This is a genomic window from Jejuia sp. G7-7, assembly GCF_055808955.1.
On sequence record NZ_JBVVSZ010000001.1, the window covers coordinates 1,536,413 to 1,556,892 of the forward strand.

A 20,480-nucleotide genomic window follows, 5' to 3' on the forward strand; every position below is an offset into this window, starting at 1 on the left:
TTGTTAAGTATTTTAGTGTTTTATAAATTTAGTTTTTAGAATATGCTATTGTGTATTCTCCAGAGCCTAAAATCACAACCCCCTCCGCTATTTCAACAGTATTATTCTGTTTAAATTCTGAAATAGGTGTCTCGTTTATTTCTAAACTTTTAAGTTCTGAAGGTGTAACTAAAACCCTTGCTTGAGTATTGAACGGTACATAAAGATTCATACGCAATACTTCATCTTTTATCGTCCAATTATTGGTAATATCTCCATAAGGCGTTGGTACTTTCACTTCCGTTTTTGTAATAGCGGTGGGAAACTCAGGATTTATAGTAAATGCTTTGTAACCTGGTTTATCTTCTGAAGATTTAATACCACCTAATGATTCATAAAAATAAGCCGCAAAACCAGAATGCATCGGATGATTTAAAGAGTTCGTTGGCCCTTCCATGTCTTCCCAAACAAATTGGCGTTCTGGCCATGTTGTAAACCCGGAATTCATAACATATGTTTGACTTGGAAAATCTGGTGTTGTTAAAATTTGATGTGCTAAATCTGCTTTTCCGTATTTAGATAGTACGGTGTAAATGTATCTATTACCGTGAATTCCCGTGGAATGGTGCCCTCCTTTAACTTCAACAATATCATGCGCTAACCCATTCACTATATTTTCAACATCATTTTCTGGTGCTAAACCAAATTGTAGAGCCTGTACTGTTGCCGTTTGACTTTGATACCATTTATGTTTTGTGTTAGGTATTTCAACTAAAAACTGTTTGTTAAATGCATCTTTTAATTCGCGTTGTTCCTTTTTCATTTTTACGGCGAAAGCTACATCATTATTCATTTCAGCAAAGGTTTCCATAATACCTAAAACATCATAAAAATAGGCGTTTGCTGAAATAATAGGGTCGCATTCCATAGCTGAAGGATTTTTACGTCTGTCCCATCGTGGTGGGCACCAATCACCCATGCCATCTTGCATAATGCCATTTTCACCTTTAAAATTTAGATAGAAATTAGTCAAGTTTTTCATATCCTTATAATATTCTTTTACAATCGCATCATCACCATAATACCTATAATTATACCAAGGCAAATACATGGTAGCTACACCCCAATCTATTTTTGCATAGGTAGACGTACGTTTTCCTGGGGCAATCATAGTTGGTACTTGAAATTTTATATCTGGGTTATTGTGCCCTTTTGTTGGTCGCATTTGTGTACGGATGTCTTCCATATATTTTTTGTAGAAATCGTACATATCGTAATTATAGAGTGCGTATTCACAAAATGCATGTGCGTCTCCTAACCAGCCACATTTTTCGCGGTGTGGACAATCCTCTGGAATACCATGTACATTATCTACAATCGTCCATTTACTAATGCTGTGCATTTTGTTTAGCAATTCATCTGAAGATGTAAAGCTTCCTGTTTCTTGAATATCAGTAGCTACTAAAACCGCTTTAATCATGTTTGCATCAGGTTTTGTTGAAATGCCATTTATTTTTGCATATCGAAACCCGTGATAACTAAACTTAGGCTCCCACGACTCTAAATCACTTCCTTTACAGATGTATTTATAAATTTGAGGCATACCATTTGCGCCACCTCCTGTTGAGCCTGGAAAAATATCTTTTCCATTAGTTAATAATGCCTCTGTAGTTGTAATTTCAATTAATTGTCCTTCTTTTCCTTGAACATTTAATTTTACCCAACCTGCAATATTTTGTCCAAAATCAACAATCCAATTGCCATCTGGGGCTTTAAAAACTTTTTGTGGTTCAAACTCTTTTAGCTTTTTAATTGGTGGTATTTGACTCGCACTTATTTTTTTAACCTGCGGAGATGTTACTTTTACACTACCCCATTTAGCGTCGTTATAACCAACTGTATTCCAATTTCCTAATTCATAACGCGCATCATAGGTGTCTCCTCCATAAATATTATTGAATACTATTGGTCCTGTAGCTTCCTTCCAGTTTTCGTCAGTATAAAAGTCAGATGATGTGCCATCAGTATAGTTGAGCTTTATCAAACAACGTACGGTAGGTGGACCGTAAGACACGCCTTTTTTATTTGATTCTGGATCTCGACTCCAAGAAATATTTTGTCCGTAAAATCCATTTCCTAATATAATTCCGAAAGCATTTTTACCAGATTTCAACTGTTCTGTAATATCATAATTCACATAATAGGCTTGCTTATCGTAGTTAGATGGCGCAGGATCTAAGACATGATCTCCTACTTTAGTTCCATTTAAATACAACTCATAATATCCTAAACCACAAATATAAACTTGTGCATTTTCAAGATCTTTACTAAGGTCTATCTCATTTCTAAAATAACCAGCAGCAAAACCATCAACTGGCTTTGGCTTCTCCATTCTACCCGTTTTATAATCTCTGAAACGATGCTCTGAAGTTCGCGTATCTTTATTTAGCGTAATCCATTTAGAAGCACCCCAATTTTCATTGGTCATCAATCCCATTTCGAATTCTTGAATCTCAGACCATCTAGAAACCGTCCCCTGTTCATCCCATATTTTAACTTTCCAAAAGTATTTCTGGAGCGCCTGTAAAGATTTTCCTTGGTATTTTACAAATGTAGATTTATCACTATTTACTTTATCTGAATTCCAAAGATCTGCATCATCTTCATTCAATTTTTCTTGGGATGAAGCTACCAAAATATGATAAGCCGATTGTGATTTATTATACCCTTCTACATCAACAATCCATGAAAAAAATGGCTGTTCGCTCTCGATGGTTAGGGGTTTACTTTTGAGTTGATCAGTAATTCTTCAAAAGCTAATAAGCTATTTGAAGTAGCCTTGTCTTTACAAGACATACAAAGCAATACAATTAAAACAATAGAAAATATATAATGTTTATTTATCATTATTCATAGATGTGATTAAAACGTTATTCAACAAAAAAATAATTCTTGAACATACCTGTAAACTTTAAAAACTTTACCCTGTACTATCATGCATAATTCATATAATATTTATTTTAATATAATTAAAAGCAATTATATTGTGTGAAATTATCTAACAACAATTTTATGGGTTGAAACACCTTTACTTCCCTTTAGTTGTAGAATATAGATTCCTGATTGATTATTATCAAAATGAATCTCTTTTGCTGATACGAAATTTCCTTTTTGAATTTCTACACCGCTAATTGAATAAATTCTATACTGTACTTCTTCTCCATGGGTTAGTTTTATATTGAACGTACCTTTATTAGGATTTGGATATATACTTATCTCATCTTGTTTTACGATTTTTGAAGTAGATAATGATGCATTCGTTAATTCTAAAACATTTATCGAAAATTTAGGCAAAGTAATACTACTAATCCCTTGACTAACTATAGTTAATGGATTTACATCAATCCCCATAGCTCTTTCTTCATCCATTGCTGAAAACGACATAGCTTTATGTTCTACAAAGTCAGTATAAGCAACACCATCAATATTTACATTAAATGGTACATCTTGATTACTAAGATTGACAACAAAAACTGAAGCTTTCCCATCTTTAACTACTACTCTGGCATTAACGGCTTTTACACCATCCAGAAGGCTTGGCACTTGTATATCGCTCTCAATTAATGTGGCATTCTCTAATGCCAAACGTATAATTTCATAAGCTGAACCAAACAATGTTTTTTCTAAAGGATACTTAATTCTTGGGCGTTCAACGCCACTTGGTGAAATATAGGTTTCCCATACGTAATGCGAGTTTAATTTCCCATTTACGCTAAACCAGTTTGCACGCTCAAAAACATCTTGATTTTGACTCATGTAAATATAACAGTCTGCCATTCCTAATACCGATACTGCATTTGGACCGCCAGATTTCACACCCCATTCAGTCAACCAAATTGGTTTATTAGGCGCTACTAGATGAGCATAATTATAAATAGAACTACCTAAGTGTTTACGTGCCGTTAGAGCAGTTCCATAAGCTTCGTTGCTATTGCTAGCATCATCTGGATCTGACCCCACATAAGTGTGTACAGTAACTGCATCAAAATAAGTTAAATCCTCTGTTAAATCGGTATTCCAATTAGGATTTGCCCAACTGTCTCTTCGCAATAATGGTACAGATACTCGTATATTCGGGTTTTTTGCTTTAAGTGCTGCCGCCATGGCTTTTGCTCTAGCAATATAATCTTCAGCATTTGGAATGATGGAACTTCTTTGCCCTGGATAAAAATTTTCATTTCCCATTTCAACAGCCTTTACCTCAAAACCCCTAGCAATCAAATCATCGTATCGCGCTATTGTCTCTGGACACCCATTATTAAAATCGGTACCATCAGCACTCATGTTAAACGTCCACATCATATCAAATCCTTTGCCTGTTGTTGATTTTCTGGTTGTATTTAAACTTGTAAGCCCTTCAATTCCAACTTTAATATCAAGATTATCAAATATATTTATATTCGCTAAGAGGTCAGGTGTTTTTGTTTTGATAGTCTTATTTACGCCTTGTTCATACTCAAAAGTTTCTGTTCCAAAAAGCCTTGTTACATCACGGCGCCAATCGTACCAATTAGACCATAAGCCATGTGGAAACCTTATAGTTATTGGCTCTAATCTATTTATCAAACTCTGCTCTGTTGTAGTTGTAAAATGATGCGTATTTGTTCCAAGCAATAAATTATTATACACTTCTGTTGAAGTAGAAGTTATATTAATGGTTGCCTCCATATTTGAAGGTAAACTAAATGGAAAATCTTGAGCAAATAAGGATTCTGAGATTAATAATACTAAGTAAAAATAAAGTAGTTTTTTAAACATAAATTCCTTTTTGATTCATTTTTTTTAAAGGTATAGTAATTCTCAACCGATAGTATCCTGCACTCTCATGCTGATAAAGCAAGACAGAACAGGATACAAACAAAAAGATAGCTATGTATCTTTCCCATAATGTAAATTATAACTCCAATATCTTATAAATTAATAAAAAATGAAAAAAGACTACTTCTTATACGAATAAGTTGGATCATTTTATTATTTACCGTACTAGTATCATGCTCTACTGATTCAGAAAACGAACAAGACAAAGAGGAAACTATGATAAAAGAACCAGAAGATGACAACTCAGATCCTACTGCTAAACAGGTTTGTGATGACGTATCAGATTTCCCCAACTTAGGTCCTTCAGCATCACAATCACAATCATGTGATGATGTTTCAAACCCTAATAATCAAGGTACACTAGATTGTAGAACAGATAATACTGTTGGAGGTTATGAAAATTTAGCTATTGACTGGGGCAGCTATAAGATTACTGGTGGCGAAATACGATATGATGGTACTAAAACTAGAGTGGAACGATTTTTTAAAACTATTTCTCAAGGCGAAAACAAAAAAACTATTCTAACTGGAACACTTAAAATTGTAGATTTAAGTGATGGAAACACCTGTATCATTCAGTCACATGCTGGTGGTAATATTATAAAAGGAGAAGAGGTTGGAAGTATAAACCGAAGTGCGCAATTCTTGCTTTATGCTAAGAAAACCAACAATAACAAAATACAATTAGAGACCCATGTAACTATTAATCCATATACTACTGATACAGGTGGTAGTAGGGATGTACAAAACTTTAAAACCCTTAACTATAACCAAGAGTATACTTTTGTATATGAAACTGGATATGATGCTGATGCTGTTGCATTTTCAAAAATAAAAGTAGGTGATACAGAAAAACACATAGAACATAATCATACAACACAACGCGTTTATACTAGATATGGTGCTTATGGCACTAGTGATACTGGCGATATAACAGCCCATATAGAGTTTAAAGACGTTAATTTATGTAGAGAGTAAAAATCTTAAACACGTTCTAATTTTATGGGATACGCCTTGTTGGCATTCCATTGGCAGACGTATAAATTTTCATCATCATCGACACATACATCATGACAATGACGAAAAATGGGCTGCTCTTGCACCATTCGCTGCAATTTCCCTTTCTTATATTTAGGCTTGGTACCTCCTGGATTGGAAACTACTTTTCCTTTGTCATCTAAAATAGTAACAAAACCTGATTTAGGGTTGATATTATAGGGTGTGTATTCTTATCGCCTTCTATATAATCTATGTCTGATGACCAACATACCCCAGAATACAGATTTTCATTATGAATTACAGGCCGACATACAAATGCTCCCGGTAAGTTAATTTGTTCAATATATTTACCGTCTAATGTAAATCGTTTAAAGCAATTTGCTGCTCTTGACGTAATTAACAAAGTAGGTTCGCCTTTGCCTCTGTAATCGATACATACGCCATGGGCGGTTTGAAATTGATTTTGACCTGTACCTCTACCTTCTCCTATTTTTCTAATAAACTCTCCTTCTTTTGTAAACTGCAAAATATAGTTTGCACCATAACCATCTGCAATGTAAATATCGCCATTGGGACCAATTGCGCTTTCTGTTGGTTTAAATTTATCTTTTTTATCGTATGCTCCATATTGCGACGGATGGCCTAGAATCATTAGTTCCCTACCGTCTGTTGTGGTTTTTATTACGCTTTCGCCTTTGGCATCGCAAATGAATAAAAAATCTTCAGAACCATCATTCCAAATAGATAACCCATGACCTCCTTTATAGCGAATACCCCAAGAATCTAATAATTTTCCTGATTTATCATAAATTAAGATGTTGTTTTTGGTATTGTCGCCTAACATAATCAACCGGCCTTTAGAGTCCATTACCATTTCATGGCAATTCTTTACAGGTGTAATAGTTCTATCTAAATCGCCCCAAGATTTATGCACTTTATACTTAAAATCGCCATGACCAATGACTTTATCATACATTTTAGGTTTAGATTTTAATATGTTGAAATGAGGAATAACCGCCAAACCCAAACTTGCTTTTGCCGTAGTATTTATAAATGTCCTGCGATTAATTTTAGACTTTGTCATTATTGATCAAAAGTTTAAGCGATGTTTTCTTTTGAAGATTTCATAGGATTACCAAATAAATCTAATATTGGTTGGCCTTTGCCATCGGGTGTGGTATAAAATGGTCTACCTTCTATTTCGTAATGGGTTTCTGGATGAATTCCTAATGCATGATAAATGGATTGATGCACTTGATCTATCACAACTGGATTTTCTATGGATGAACAAGGTCTTTCATCAGCCGTTTTACCATACACTAAGCCTTTTTTAACACCTCCACCCCACATCAAAATAGAACTGCCGTCTGTGAAATGACGGTGCATGCCGTAGTGTTTTTCTTTTCTAATAATATCAGGTTGGTTTACTTGATTTTTCACTTTTTTACCCGGTCTGCCTTCCATAATGGCATCACGACTAAACTCACTTGCTAAAATTATCAATGTTCTGTCTAGATGTCCTGATTCGTCTAAATCCTTAACAAGTTGCGCTATCGGCTTATCTATTAATTGTTTCATTTTAATAAGTCTTGTATGTCCATTTTCATGGGTATCCCAGCCTAAAAATGGTTCGTATTCTGTAGACACACTAATAAAACGCCCACCATTCTGAGCCAAACGTTTTGCCAACAAACAACCTAAACCAAAACGACCTGTATTATAAGTATCATAAACGTCTTTTGACTCTTCTGATAAATCAAACACTTTGGCTTCTGGCGAATTCAATAAACGATAGGACTGCTCCATGGAACGCATTAAAGACTCCCGCTGATAATCGCTGGCTTGCTCCATGACCTCGCTTTTGTTTGCGAGTTCTTTATATAATTTATAACGTGCTTCAAAACGTTTAAGCGACATGCCTTTTGGCGGACGTACACTTTCTAAACCACTTGAAGGGTCTGGGATTAAAAAAGGACCATATTCAGTCCCTAAAAATCCTGCAGAATGAAATGCTTTTAACTCTTCTGATTCTCCCATTGTAAAACGTTGCCCCATGGCAATAAAAGGCGGGATTACTGTGTTTGCAGGTCCTAACTCTTTAGCTATCCACGCCCCTATATGGGGTGCTTGAACCGATTGCGGTGGCTCATAACAGGTATGCCAATGGTATTGATGACGCGTATGTAAAATATGTCCTAAATCAGCCGATTTATAAGAACGAATTATGGCGCCTTTATCCATTACGCTACCTATAGATTCTAATCCTTCAGAAAAATATAAATCATCAACTATAGTCGGTTTTTTTGGAAAGGTACTTAGCACTCTTTTGCTTTCCACTCCTTTTTCAAACGGGACATAAGCCTTGGGATCAAATGTTTCAGTATGTGCCATACCTCCAGCCATCCACAGTAAAATAACAGTATCTGCGGTAGATGCTATTTTTTGAACCTCAGGCGAACAAGAACTTAAAAAACTAAATCCCGGAATTGTAGTTGCAGCTGCTGATAAGCTAGCAGCACTCATTTTCTTTAAAAAATCTCTACGTGATTTATTGACATCCATTTTTTTACTTTTAATTGATAAACTGAAATTCTGGCGACATTAAAACAGCCCAAAATACATCTTGCAGTTGTTCTTCTTCTGGTGCCTCTCCTAAAACATTTAGCATAATCGTTTTTTCTTCATTTGAGGGCTTTCTATTTAATGCTTTTTCATATAAATTATCGACAATAGCACTACTATCTTCACCATATTTTTTTAACCATGACTGCGCTCCTTCTTCTAAAACGCTGTTAAAAAACTCTCCATTTGTGAGTTCTAAAGCTTGCAATAAGGTTGCTTGGTCTTCTCTTGAAGTGGTAACAATTTCTCTACTGGGCCTTCCTAAAGCCTTCATAAATGGGTGTTGTTTTACCAAACTAGCACGTGCAAATTTTTCGCTGTGCGGTTTAAAAGTAAAATCAAGAAGTTGCCCCCAATTCTTAAAATTTCCGGTACTGTAATTTCTAACCTTCTTCCACGAATTATCATCGTACTCCACGTCTGTCCAATCACCTTCAGGTAATTCACGAGAACTTACCCAAGATAAATCAGACTTTAAAAGTGTGCTTTTACCAGATTCATAGTCAATCTTAAAAGCAAATAATATTCCTGCAGGGTTTGCAATAGCACCTCCATTTTCTCCTATAATTGCAATGGTATTTTTTCCTGGATGTAATTGCTCAGAAACATCGATTTTATCTACTGCCTTCCAATTTTTATTTTGCGATATTTTTTCCCGTTAAGGTAAAGGATATACGAATTATCCACCGAAATTAAAATCTCTGCTTTATTTATAGCCTCCTTTGAAATATTAAATGATTTTCTAAAATATCGTTTACCTGGTTCAGGTAAAACTACTCTACCTAACACTTCTTCTAAGTGCCATATGCGTATGGCTTTAATATTATCTCCATTGGGGTTAAATGCAACTTGTGGGTACAAGGGCGCGATAATTTGACTTACGCCATCCGAAAATTGCTCCGCACTCAATCGACGCGTTACTGGGCCCTTAAAGACGTACTTAGTTTTTAAATCTTCCTCTTTTTTATAATTGACCATGGGTAGTTGATAGACTTTAGAGGTCATGATGCGCCTAATTAAATACTTTAAATCTGAACCCGAATCGATAAAATCTACCGATAACCAATCGAGTACTTCAGCATCCCATGGTGCATTATCCATTTCGTCTAAGGGTTCAACAATACCTCGTCCCATCAGTCTGTCCCAAAATCTATTGGTAATGGTGCGGTACAGTCTGCCATTGTCTCTTTGTACCATAACCTCTGAAAGCTTCAACAATCTATCCTTAACTGTTTCGCCCTCAACACTTCCTAGTTCTGGGTACAAAAAATTAGCTTTCGCCATTTTACCTATGGGTTTATCGCATCTATTCAATTCTAATATGGAATCAGAAAATATAGTTGCAAATCCATAGGCTTGGTCTAATGTTAGATTACTAATAAAACTGTTATGACAGGACGCGCATTTTACATTAACACCCATTAAAGATTGTCCGATGTTTTGCGCCGCTTGCATCTCGGTTCTTTGACTTGCATTGACAACACCACGCCATTTTACCCCCTGTATAAAACCTTCTGAACCTTTTACGGGGTTTACCAACTCGGTCACGATTTGGTCATAAGATTTATTTTTCATTAAAGACCTATACAACCAATGCGTAATAGGTTTTTTACCACCTACGCTGTAATAATCGTTTCGTAATAAATCATTCCAAAAGCTTAACCAATGTTGTGTGTAATTTTGATTATCGTTTAATAAACTATCAACTAATTCTTCTCTTTTGTTTGGATTATCATCATTTATAAAATCTTTAACCACGTTCGGTTCAGGTATTAATCCGATGGCATCCATATAAGCACGTCTTATAAAAGCTCTATCGTCAATAACATCTTGCCAATTAATATTATTTTTATTGAAATAAGCATCAATTAATTTATCAATGGGATGGGTAATATCTTGGTTTTTTGGTAGCTCAGGTTTTACTAAAGCTAATTCAGCTTCAGGAAAAATTTTTACTGCTTTATCTGACCAATGTGCGCCTTCTTCTATCCAAAGTTTTACAAGTACTATTTCATCTGAAGTAAGCAATTTACCTTTGGTTGGCATAACTTCCTTATGATTTGCAGGAAGTGTAATACGTCTGTAAATTTCGCTTTCTTGGGGTTTACCTGCCACAACTGCCAATCCACTTTTCCCGCCTTTAAAAACCCCTCGTTTTGTTTCAAGCACTAACTCGCCTTTTTGCTTGTTTTCACTATGACATTGGTAGCATTTATGGGCGAAAAGACCTCTTACTTCCAGGTTTAATTTGTCTTTTTGTAATTCTGATAAGGAATCTGATGCTTTTAGCTCAGAAAGTAAAGCTATAGATTTTGCATTATCATAAGCATTTTTATTTCCTGGTAAAACTGCTGTTAAATAATCTTCTCCGTGGGTTAAGTTTGCGCCTAAATGTCCAGCTATGGTTAGTAAAACTACTGTTACGATTAGTACAAATCTATATAATCGAAGGCCTATAGACTTTTTCTTTAAAGTATATTTTAAAATAAAAGCTGTTATTACTGCTAAAACCGCTGTAGCAATACCTGTGTATTGATGATTGTCAACTAAATTGCCCGTATAATCTTCTTGAGAACGCAATAGCCAACCAAATAAAGCTGATAAACTTGCGAATACGGCACCAATGTAAACCATCCAGTTGATACCTCTCTCAGCCCATTTTTTTACGTCGAATTGTTAGTAGTTCAAGAAATAATGCAACTACTAGTAGTCCTATTGGGAAATGAACCAATAGTGGGTGCAAACGACCTAAAAGTTGGATTACCCAGTTTGTATTCTCCATGGGATTTTTAAATTAAAAAGTATAATTATAGTTCTATGGGTAAAGTTATTTTTAAGTTTCTATAAAATTATCCTGTGGTGTCTTGTATAAAAAAGTCTTTAAATATAAATCACTACACCTTGCTAAAACTAAAAAGCAAACTTAAAATTACCTTGAACATGACAACTCCTTTACTAAATTTAATTTACGTATTCAGGATTTTTGGTTTTTGGTATTGGTGCATTTGTTTCTTTCCACCATGTCTTTAAAAGTATTAACATTTCTTCTGTTTTTGCAGGGTTGGATTCTGCAAGATTATTTCTTTCTCCAATGTCTTCAGATAAATTATATAATTCCACACCTTCATCTTCAAAATAATAATGAAGCTTCCAATTTCCTTTTCGTATAACAGACCCAGGACGAGTTCTAAACAATGCATCTCGGTTTTCGTTGTCATTAACATTATAAGCTTGTAAATAAATAGGGAAGTGCCAAAACAACGGACGTTCTAAAACTTGTACTTGTTCCTCTAAAACAGGCATCAAACTATTCCCATCAAGATTTAATGCATTAGTATTAACCCCAGCGTAATTTAAAACTGTTGGAAAAATATCTAAATTGGTTATGGGAATATCACTTTTAGTATCTGGTTTAATTTTACTATTCAAAACAAAGAAAAAAGGTTCTCTTATACCACCTTCATAATAACTTCCTTTTCCTGCTCGTAAGGGTTTTTGCTTTGTTATACCGTATAAGCCTCCATTATCTGAAGTAAAAATTATAAGTGTGTTATCAAAAATATCTCTTTCTTTTAATTTATTGGTAAGCATACCGATATTTCTATCTAGATTATCAACCATAGAAGCGTATTCAGCATTTCCCTGACCTTTCCAAGGTGTTTTTTTCATATTTGGGGACAATACTGTCTACAGCCATTATAGGTACATGAACTGCATAAGGCGCATAATTAAGATAGAATGGTTGCTGCGCTGTATCTACAAACATAAGTGCTTTTTCCATAATTAAATCGGTTAAATATTGATTATCCCTTCCTTTTAAATCAACATTTTTATATGGTGGATAATAACTTTTAGGCAAACCATTATGTGCGCCACCAATATTTATATCAAAACCATACTCTAATGGATTATCACTTAAATGCCACTTTCCAGCATGACAAGTTAAGTATCCATGTTCTTGTAAAACTTGTGGTAGAACTTTATGCTTAGGTGATAATGTATGTGTATTTTTTGTAGGGATTAATTTTCTGTTTTTAGAATTTCCTCGTGCCGAAGGACTTACAGTAAAAACACCATGACGTGGTGTCCATTGCCCTGTCATTAAACAGGCCCTACTAGGTGCGCAATTAGATGCTGAAGCATAGCCATTTGTAAATACCATTCCTAAACTAGATAAGTGGTCTATATTGGGTGTTTCATAGTATTCACTACCCATAAAACCAACATCTTTCCAACCCATATCATCTATATTTATAATGATTATGTTAGGGACTGCTTCATCTTTTTTACTGGCACAAGCTCCACTAAAAAGTAATATTAAAATTACTGGTATAATTCGCGTCATATAATAATAGTTAAAGATTAATACTTCAATAGCTTTACTGGTCCTTCAATACCTGTTGGCACCAAATCTTTGTATCTCTTTGTCCACTCAAATGCCATTTTATTATTTTTAAGCGACTTGGCATAATTAGCTAATACAGTTGTATAATGAATTACAATTTCATTATCGCCTTTTTCGAGATAGTTAGCTATGGGATAAATCGCCTTTCCATACCAACGTTTACCAACTTTTTCGCCATTTATAAATAACCCTGTAATACCTTCGTTTATATTACCTAAATCTAAATGCGTAAAATCTCTTGGATTATTTATAGTTGCATAATAAATAATCTCTCCTCCAAAAGTGTTTTGAGTACTATCTTCAGATTTACTTAAATCAATAAGCTTAGGCATATCCCAATTAAACATTTTACCATCTTTTCGCTCTCCTACCACTTTCCAATTGACATCCAATACTTTTGATTCTTTTATTTTTGTATCAACAAGTATAGCTTTTATCTTTGGTTTATCATCTTCAAAAACTAATAACAGAGACTCCAATGGCTCTAAGCTAACACTTAACTCATTTGAATTTAAATCAAAATAATAAGGCTGTTTTACTCCTGTTTCTGGATTCCAGATGTATGGATATTTTCCTTCAAAAGGAAATTTAGCATCAAAAGATGTTGTCTCAAATCGATGCACATTAGTAAAAAAATAAATCTCTTTATCATTTGTGTATTTATGTATTTGATAGACATTTTCAGTTGGATTACTTATAACCACATCTGCTTCTATTTGAACTGTTTTCAATATATCTTTTGTCCATTTGAACAATGCTTCAATAGGTTCCGGTTGTTTTACTTGAATTAATGATTTGGGATAATTTGCAACAAGTTTAGTCATAGTATTTTCAACCAAGGCATCATTTTTTTTATATTCAGAAAAATGCAACGACTTTATAGGTAGTTGATCAACAATAATTACTTTTCCTCCAGATTCAACAAATGTCTTAATATTTAATGCTGTTTCTGGACTTAATGATTTTAAACTGGCTAAAACTAACAATTTATAGGTCATTTTACCATAGGTAATTTTCCCATCATGTATTGTTGCTCTTTCAAGAATGCCTTGATTAATGTATTCAGCAGAATATCCTAATTGACTTATTGGTTCCCATAATCGATACAAATACTTCGGTTCCATATGAAAAGAAGTTCTTCCCAAACCTTTATCTCCCCAGAGATCAGCAGTAGGTCCTAAGATTGCAATAGACTTATCGGCTTGAGAATTTTGGAACACATAAGATAATCTAGAGTTGTAATCTACCCAATGGTATAAATGTTTCCACCATGTATTTTGCTCACTAAAATAAGCCCCATAACGTATCCAACCAGGAAATGGAACTTCAGGCGGGGAATAATTATAACCATGTAATACGGAATGATTAATTCCAGTTATAAAATTCATATCATCATGCTGCTTTATTTCTTCAAGCGTAGCTTTAAACACACCTCCCAAATTGGTCATGGCCTCGCAACTGGTAATTTTTTTATCTGATAAATGAGCACCTGCAGAGGCATACATATTCCAAATCATATAGCCATGAGACTGCTTCCAATCCCAAACAGAATCTTTCATTTCAACAGTATAAATCCAATTGTTGCTTTCAGGAATATCTGGAATCATGTAACCATCTAACATACCCATTAAGAAAGGCGTACCATAAGCCTGATAACGGCATAGAATATTATTCTCTTCACAAAAACCTTTATAAGTCTGAGTGAAATTTTTTAAAAACACTTCAACCAACAACTTATTATAATCATAACGTACGCGTTTTAACTGGTCTTTAAACTCAAGGGTAAAATTTTCAGAATATTTCCCTTCTGAATAGTTGCCTGTAGCCTTATAAAAAATAAAAGGCATCCAATCATTAAGTTTATAACCATAGGCTTCAAAAAACAAATTTTCAAATCCATCTGTCCAATTTGCACCAGACACTTCTATACTATCACAAAATATAGCTCGAATTAAATCGTTTAGCGGAATACCCGAACGTTCAGATATTTTCTTCATACGATTTAAATATGCTAAGGTCATTTCCTTTTTGTAATGATCCATTACAGGACCTGCACCACCAGGAGCTCCTAGTGTAACCTCCCTAAAGTTTTGCTGAACTAAACCATAAGACAATAAATAACTCCCCTTTTGCTTTATATTATAAGAAATTTTTCCATTAGTATCTATGTGATTCTTTAAATCTAAAATTTGCTTAGTATCGCTACAATTTTCGGGTACTAGTTTAACATAAGATAGTTTGTAAGTTGTTCTTTTACTAATGTGCCTTTGTGCTCTATTATTTTTATTCTTTCGTTTATATAATTTTATAAGATTATCTTCATCTATTTCTATCTTGGTACCTTGATTATAGATAATATTATCAGACACCATACGCTGAGAGGTTTCTTCATCTTTAAGAAACTCTCCTCCAAATGGCCAACCTGTTCCTGCTATAATATCGGCAATCATACCTAAATCTTTAGTTTTTTTACAGGCATGAACCACCATGTCAATCCATTGATCACTCATCCAAACTAATGATTTGGTATCAGTATCTGGAGCAACAGGCATTGCAATAGGATTAATTTCAACACCTCCAAAACCTACACTTTTAAGAGACTCTAATTCTCTATCTAATTCTTGGGTTTTAATTTTATTACCGTTCCACCACCAACGCACAAATGGACGCGCTTCGGCAGGAGGATTTTGAAAGCCACTATATAAATCTTGGTTTACTTTTTCTTTGTTTTGAGTGGTACAAGAACTTAAAATCATCAAATAAAGCGACACTAACACAAAACTGATTATTCTATATTTATTTGATGTAATCACTTTATTTTTCATTCGTTCTTATTTTTAATCAAACTTCAACTAATAAATTTGCAAAGAACTTCTGTTCTTAGCTTTAAACGCTAAAATATATCGTGTTTTCCTTTCTGAATATTGATACCGTTTATAACTCTTTAAAATTGTTGGAAGATATTTTAAATTTACCTAAAAGATTTCCAAAAGACTACCATAACACAATTCTAACACACCTTTCTTACCATTAAAAAGTAAACTAGAAATCCCTTTTTTAAAATCTTTATCAAAAGCAACATTAGCAAATTTGACCCAATTACCATCTAGAATATTTGTGAGCATAAAGCCTTTATCTCTGTTACCTTTCCTTTTTATATTAACAGATATTTCGAAAAACCATTCTACATTTTAAATAAAATAAAAATCTTAAGTTATTAACTTACTGTTATTATAATCAGCAGTTCTTTTTTACCTTGATTAAAAAATACTTCTAACGGAATGGCCTCTGCACCAGGAACCATATTAAAAGTTCTATTGCCTTCTATCTGTTTTATTTTAATAGGTGCATTTGCCTTAATAGTTACCAATCCTTCTGGTTTTTGAACAGTAATTTCTGTCTCACTAACTTTAGTAACCACCTCATTATTAGGTGAGATTATTGGCAGAACAAATGCTGTTGGCTCTGTAACAAATTGATCTGTTTTAACTTTAATCTCCATTTTATCAACCGAACAATCGTAATCTATATCAAACTCCGAAGCAGTTTCTTTAACTATATTTCTTTCAACATCTTTTAGTTTAACATTGGCTGCAATTTGAATATTACCATGCTCATCTTTACTACTAACGGTCGCTGGTAAATCGTAAAGGTTAGTGTACCAAACCTCATCTTTAAAGGTTTCAATTCTTGGTGTTAAAGTTATATCTTTATTTGGTTGCGGTTGTTGATTGTATGGCTCTACCATATGGTATTCTGCCATACTCGCAGCACATAATAAACCAACTTTATTATGAAACAAAACACCTAATGCACCACCTGAAGCTTGACGAAAATCGTATTTATAATGATATTCTGCATCATATGCACTTACAGTCCCTCTCCAATCTCCACGTGCAAAAAGTGTAACATCTAAATCTTTAAAGTGCTTTATACCATCGGCTGTTACTCTTGGTAATGCTGTGTTTTTATTTATCTCTGGTAAATGCTCCCAATGATCTAGTAAAGCAGCTAAAGGTTTTGCGTGTGTAAACGTGTGATGCACGCATGGTGGAATACCTGCTGATATAAAATGTGGCCCACCGTGGATTAGGCCTTTAGCTGTACACGCTTTTAATAACTCTGTATTTTTTATGGCAGCTGTTCCAAATGCAGGATTGATGTGTGCCATCATTCCAAAAGCTGGTTGGCTACCATCGCATGTGCGACTTCCCCAATAGCTCCATTTGTACATACGGTTTCCCCAGCTATTATCCCATGCACCATCTGGCAACATAAACTCTAAATGACTATTTAAAGATTTTGTGAGAATTTGTAATAACTCTTCGTCTTTTTCTTTTAGCGCATACATTACTAAGCTATTTAGTGTTTCCTCTACATTATATCCTAAATCTACACCATGCAATCCCTTAGCACTTAATTTACCTGAGCTCTTTTTACATTCTCCGAATAATAAACCTTCGTTAGCTGTAAAATATACTTTTACTTCAGAAGCTAATTTTTTACTTTTAGCTTTAAAATCACTATTATTTAAAACATTTCCTATTAAGTTTAATCCATATACAGCGGTACCTGGATAATTTATATTTGTAAAACCTATCGTAAAAGTATCATGAATATATTGTCCTGCTTTTTCTAAGCGGTTGATCCAAGATTCTTGAGTTTTTTCGTCCAAAACATGACCATGATAATGCAACGCTTCCGCTAACGCAATAGCACCAAAAACAGTTATTCCTTTCCACGACTTTGGATTAGGCACAACTGTCCAAGCACCATTTTCTTGTGACACATTGTTTTCTGCCCAAGTCATAACCAACTTAGCGGCTTCGATATATTTTTTATCTCCTGAAACATCAGCCATATACAAAAACGGATACACCGCATCCATACAGCGCCCATGAATATGCGAACACGATGGACAACCTAAAGCACCATGCTCTTCCAAATTAGAAGGATTGTTAATTTGTACTTTTATCATCCCATCGCACCAATCTTTTAAAAGACCTGAAATTAGATTTTTAAATTCTAAAGAATGTTCTGGGTGGCTTTCACATGAGTTTAAAATACCGGCCATTGGAAGTGACAAGCCTACTCCAGCTAAGGTAGATAGCTGTATAAAGTTTCGTCTTTGCATTTTTATTGTATTAAGTCATGGGAAAGTTATTTAAATACTGTTTAATAACTATCCTGTTTTGTCCTGACTAATAAAATAATTTTAAGAGAGATTTTCTATGTCTTTACAGTTTCACATACGTTTAGTTACTTAAAATACTTGAATTTACAGGTTTAGCAAGCGTTAGGGATAGAAACGGCATCCTTTTGTTTGTTTATAAAAATTACTAGAACTAGGAGAGGAGATAAATTTTATTATGTATTCCTACCTAAATAAGAATGACAAAAACAAAAGATATAGTGGATAGCCCGACCCGACCTTAGGAGGGTAACGTCCAAAATATCTTTTGTTTTAATTTAATGTCTACTATCTTAACGTACTACAAGTTTAGTACGGTAGATTTCATTATCGTTTGTAGTGGCTTGAATAAGGTAAATACCAGAGGTAAATGCCTTATCCCTTATGTTTAACTTTTTAGCCTTTGTTTTGTTTTCGTAAACCAGTTTACCAAGTACACTATAAATTTTAATATTGACAGTATCTAGATTATTAAAGGCTAGTGTAAATTCTCCATTTGTTGGGTTAGGATAGACTTTTACTGCATTATTTTTTAACGCTATATCTTCAGTACTTAAAGAAACGCTTGTGGGAATAGCTTCCCATACACTTCTAGTATCTGATTCTGGAGCTATACTGTGTGTTACAGTTCCGTCTACCTCTTGATACAAATATCTACCAGAAGTTCTAGATCCAAATCTATAGGTATCATCAACATCGTTATATACTATTGTCCACGTTTTATCTGTATCACTTGATGGTGCCGTTGCTCCTGTACTAACAACGCGATAAGCACCTCCAGAAAAACCAGAACCTGGTGCACGTAATATACCAACAGTTTCACTATCAATATTAAAATATGCTCCACTTTCTACAAACGTCCAATGTGTATTTTGAGCCTCACCTGAGTCAGTCATTATAACAGGTTCAGCACTTGATCCTACAGCTGTTAAAAATTTACCTGTGGCTACATTTCTCAACCTGTAAATGTCGTCAGATGGAACAGGATTACCAGTATCCTCAACTTCTACCTTCTGGTACATTGTATTTGCCCATCTAATTTGTGCTCGACCGCCTCTAACGCGATATACACCATACCTAACACCAGATTCTAACCCTCTTTCTGGATCAGGAATATTATAATTAAATGCGTCACCTCCAATTACTGCATCGCAATAATGAATTTTTTTGTAGCATCGTTTGGATCTACTCTAAAACCTACCTCTAACTCAAAGTCAATTTCTTCATTTTTATTTACTCGCTTTAGTAAAACAACTTCTCTTCCACTACCTGATCCGCCCCGCTCTAAGATACGTTCCGCATAAATATCGAATGCTACTTGCTTATCTGCATTTATTCCTGTGCCATAAACAGGGTGTGCTCTATATAAACAAATGGCAGGATCTGGTGGACCACCACCACCAGTATGTTTACCTTTGGCTTGTGCAATGTAAGTTCCATCTTGACCAAAACTACCGGCATCGCCTACCTCTAAAATCCTAAACGTTCCCGTGAATCTTGCATAACTCCCAACACCAGTTTCCCCAGATCTAGATAAAGAACGTTCTATTCTAGGCTGTAAAGTGTTTGGAGCATCCCAATGGTTAGACCCTACAGTAATATTGTAAACACCCCAAGTTTTTCCATTAACATCACTTTCTGAGTAATCAGAGTAGCAACTTCTATCATCAGCAGTACCTACATTATCGGAGTTTGGCACATCTACATTTCTGGTATTGTTGTTTTCGAATTCACCTGAAGCTGGACAATTTAAGTCTGTACTTGTATCTTCATCTGGAGCAATTTCTACAGGAGTTTCCACAAATGGAATGAGTTCCCAATTACTTCTATCATCCGTTGCTGCAACTGCAACATGGGTTACAGTTCCATTGGCATTATGATACATGTATCTATTACTGGTGCCTGATTGAAATCTATAGGTATCATCCGTTTGGTTATGTTGTATCCTCCATAATCTATCGGCAACAGTTGTTGGCGCAGTACTAGTAGTACTAACCACTACAAAAGGACCACCTGGACCTCCATTACCTGGAGCACGTAATGTGCCTAAAACTTCACTATCAATATTATAAAATGTACTGCTTTGCACAAACCTAAAATGGGTGCTTTCATCTTCTTCACCTAAATTTGTCATGGTAACTGCTGTTGCACTTGTACCTGCATCGGTTAGGAACAGCCCTGTTTCTACATTTTTCAATCTAAAAATATCATCAGAAGGTGGCGCGTCTTGCGCTGTTATGTAAATAGAACATAACATAAAAACGAAAAATAATATTGATTTGAAGGTAATTTTCTTCATAGCTAAAACTTAAGGTAAAATTATTTTTTTCTAAGTTCTAAAATTTTGAGTAAAGATGCATCCTGAACTATCCTGCTTTGAAGTTAAATAACCCATATTATAGTTGA

General features: G+C 34.5%; 14 protein-coding genes and 1 pseudogene. 1 reads left to right on the forward strand and 14 read right to left on the reverse strand.

Going from position 1 to position 20,480, the window contains the following annotated elements; translation table 11 throughout:
• Nucleotides 1-28: 28 nt before the first annotated feature.
• Nucleotides 29-2,785 (reverse strand): alpha-L-rhamnosidase, encoded by a 2,757-nt coding sequence (locus AC0L5U_RS07580; RefSeq protein ID WP_473416210.1) that lies wholly within the window; start codon nucleotides 2,783-2,785, stop codon nucleotides 29-31.
• A 248-nt stretch (nucleotides 2,786-3,033) separates the two neighbouring features.
• Nucleotides 3,034-4,797, reverse strand: a complete 1,764-nt coding sequence (locus AC0L5U_RS07585; protein ID WP_473415644.1) for a T9SS type A sorting domain-containing protein — start codon at nucleotides 4,795-4,797, stop codon at nucleotides 3,034-3,036.
• A gap of 276 nt (nucleotides 4,798-5,073) precedes the next feature.
• On the opposite strand from AC0L5U_RS07585, the gene AC0L5U_RS07590 reads away from it, so the two are divergent.
• On the forward strand, nucleotides 5,074-5,835 hold the full coding sequence (locus AC0L5U_RS07590; RefSeq protein ID WP_473415645.1) for a hypothetical protein: 762 nt from the start codon (nucleotides 5,074-5,076) through the stop codon (nucleotides 5,833-5,835).
• A 199-nt stretch (nucleotides 5,836-6,034) separates the two neighbouring features.
• Here the strand turns inward: AC0L5U_RS07590 and AC0L5U_RS07595 are convergent, their stop codons facing one another.
• From AC0L5U_RS07595 to AC0L5U_RS07650, 12 genes and pseudogenes are all read right to left on the reverse strand, one after another.
• Nucleotides 6,035-6,940: a 6-bladed beta-propeller gene (locus AC0L5U_RS07595; protein WP_473415646.1), complete on the reverse strand. Its 906-nt coding sequence runs from the start codon at nucleotides 6,938-6,940 to the stop codon at nucleotides 6,035-6,037.
• 14 nt (nucleotides 6,941-6,954) lie between these two features.
• Entirely contained in the window at nucleotides 6,955-8,418 is a 1,464-nt protein-coding gene (locus AC0L5U_RS07600) for a DUF1501 domain-containing protein (protein ID WP_473415648.1), read from the reverse strand.
• A 10-nt stretch (nucleotides 8,419-8,428) separates the two neighbouring features.
• Nucleotides 8,429-8,896, reverse strand: coding sequence for a DUF1553 domain-containing protein (locus AC0L5U_RS07605; RefSeq protein ID WP_473415649.1), 468 nt, complete (start codon nucleotides 8,894-8,896; stop codon nucleotides 8,429-8,431).
• 200 nt (nucleotides 8,897-9,096) lie between these two features.
• Entirely contained in the window at nucleotides 9,097-11,112 is a 2,016-nt protein-coding gene (locus tag AC0L5U_RS07610) for a DUF1549 domain-containing protein (RefSeq protein WP_473415650.1), read from the reverse strand.
• Nucleotides 11,113-11,128: 16 nt separating this feature from the next.
• Nucleotides 11,129-11,260, reverse strand: a complete 132-nt coding sequence (locus AC0L5U_RS07615; RefSeq protein WP_473415651.1) for a DUF2231 domain-containing protein — start codon at nucleotides 11,258-11,260, stop codon at nucleotides 11,129-11,131.
• A 179-nt stretch (nucleotides 11,261-11,439) separates the two neighbouring features.
• Nucleotides 11,440-12,147 (reverse strand): sulfatase-like hydrolase/transferase, encoded by a 708-nt coding sequence (locus tag AC0L5U_RS07620; protein ID WP_473415652.1) that lies wholly within the window; start codon nucleotides 12,145-12,147, stop codon nucleotides 11,440-11,442.
• Nucleotides 12,110-12,823 carry a sulfatase-like hydrolase/transferase gene (locus tag AC0L5U_RS07625; RefSeq protein ID WP_473415654.1) on the reverse strand — a complete coding sequence of 238 codons (714 nt, stop codon included), beginning with the start codon at nucleotides 12,821-12,823 and terminating at the stop codon, nucleotides 12,110-12,112. The genes AC0L5U_RS07620 and AC0L5U_RS07625 overlap by 38 nt, the downstream gene beginning before the upstream one ends.
• Nucleotides 12,824-12,840: 17 nt before the next feature.
• Nucleotides 12,841-15,708 (reverse strand): glycosyl hydrolase, encoded by a 2,868-nt coding sequence (locus tag AC0L5U_RS07630; RefSeq protein ID WP_473415655.1) that lies wholly within the window; start codon nucleotides 15,706-15,708, stop codon nucleotides 12,841-12,843.
• A gap of 150 nt (nucleotides 15,709-15,858) precedes the next feature.
• Nucleotides 15,859-16,008: a hypothetical protein gene (locus AC0L5U_RS07635; protein WP_473415656.1), complete on the reverse strand. Its 150-nt coding sequence runs from the start codon at nucleotides 16,006-16,008 to the stop codon at nucleotides 15,859-15,861.
• 92 nt (nucleotides 16,009-16,100) lie between these two features.
• Complete coding sequence (locus AC0L5U_RS07640) at nucleotides 16,101-18,017, reverse strand: ulvan lysase-like protein (protein WP_473415658.1); 1,917 nt, start codon at nucleotides 18,015-18,017, stop codon at nucleotides 16,101-16,103.
• Between the two features lie 350 nt (nucleotides 18,018-18,367).
• On the reverse strand, nucleotides 18,368-19,096 hold the full coding sequence (locus AC0L5U_RS07645; protein WP_473416211.1) for a T9SS type A sorting domain-containing protein: 729 nt from the start codon (nucleotides 19,094-19,096) through the stop codon (nucleotides 18,368-18,370).
• Between the two features lie 42 nt (nucleotides 19,097-19,138).
• Nucleotides 19,139-20,373: pseudogene (locus tag AC0L5U_RS07650) on the reverse strand (hypothetical protein); the annotation flags it as partial.
• Nucleotides 20,374-20,480: the final 107 nt, after the last annotated feature.

What these genes read in the sequence shown, in the direction of transcription:
- AC0L5U_RS07585 (WP_473415644.1), bottom strand. Translation starts at nt 4,797, where the DNA reads ATGTTTAAAAAACTACTTTATTTTTACTTAGTATTATTAATCTCAGAA.
- AC0L5U_RS07590 (WP_473415645.1), top strand. Translation starts at nt 5,074, where the DNA reads ATGATAAAAGAACCAGAAGATGACAACTCAGATCCTACTGCTAAACAG.
- AC0L5U_RS07595 (WP_473415646.1), bottom strand. Translation starts at nt 6,940, where the DNA reads ATGACAAAGTCTAAAATTAATCGCAGGACATTTATAAATACTACGGCA.
- AC0L5U_RS07600 (WP_473415648.1), bottom strand. Translation starts at nt 8,418, where the DNA reads ATGGATGTCAATAAATCACGTAGAGATTTTTTAAAGAAAATGAGTGCT.
- AC0L5U_RS07610 (WP_473415650.1), bottom strand. Translation starts at nt 11,112, where the DNA reads ATGGTTTACATTGGTGCCGTATTCGCAAGTTTATCAGCTTTATTTGGT.
- AC0L5U_RS07615 (WP_473415651.1), bottom strand. Translation starts at nt 11,260, where the DNA reads ATGGAGAATACAAACTGGGTAATCCAACTTTTAGGTCGTTTGCACCCA.
- AC0L5U_RS07620 (WP_473415652.1), bottom strand. Translation starts at nt 12,147, where the DNA reads ATGAAAAAAACACCTTGGAAAGGTCAGGGAAATGCTGAATACGCTTCT.
- AC0L5U_RS07625 (WP_473415654.1), bottom strand. Translation starts at nt 12,823, where the DNA reads ATGACGCGAATTATACCAGTAATTTTAATATTACTTTTTAGTGGAGCT.
- AC0L5U_RS07630 (WP_473415655.1), bottom strand. Translation starts at nt 15,708, where the DNA reads ATGAAAAATAAAGTGATTACATCAAATAAATATAGAATAATCAGTTTT.
- AC0L5U_RS07635 (WP_473415656.1), bottom strand. Translation starts at nt 16,008, where the DNA reads ATGCTCACAAATATTCTAGATGGTAATTGGGTCAAATTTGCTAATGTT.
- AC0L5U_RS07640 (WP_473415658.1), bottom strand. Translation starts at nt 18,017, where the DNA reads ATGCAAAGACGAAACTTTATACAGCTATCTACCTTAGCTGGAGTAGGC.
- AC0L5U_RS07645 (WP_473416211.1), bottom strand. Translation starts at nt 19,096, where the DNA reads ATGTACCAGAAGGTAGAAGTTGAGGATACTGGTAATCCTGTTCCATCT.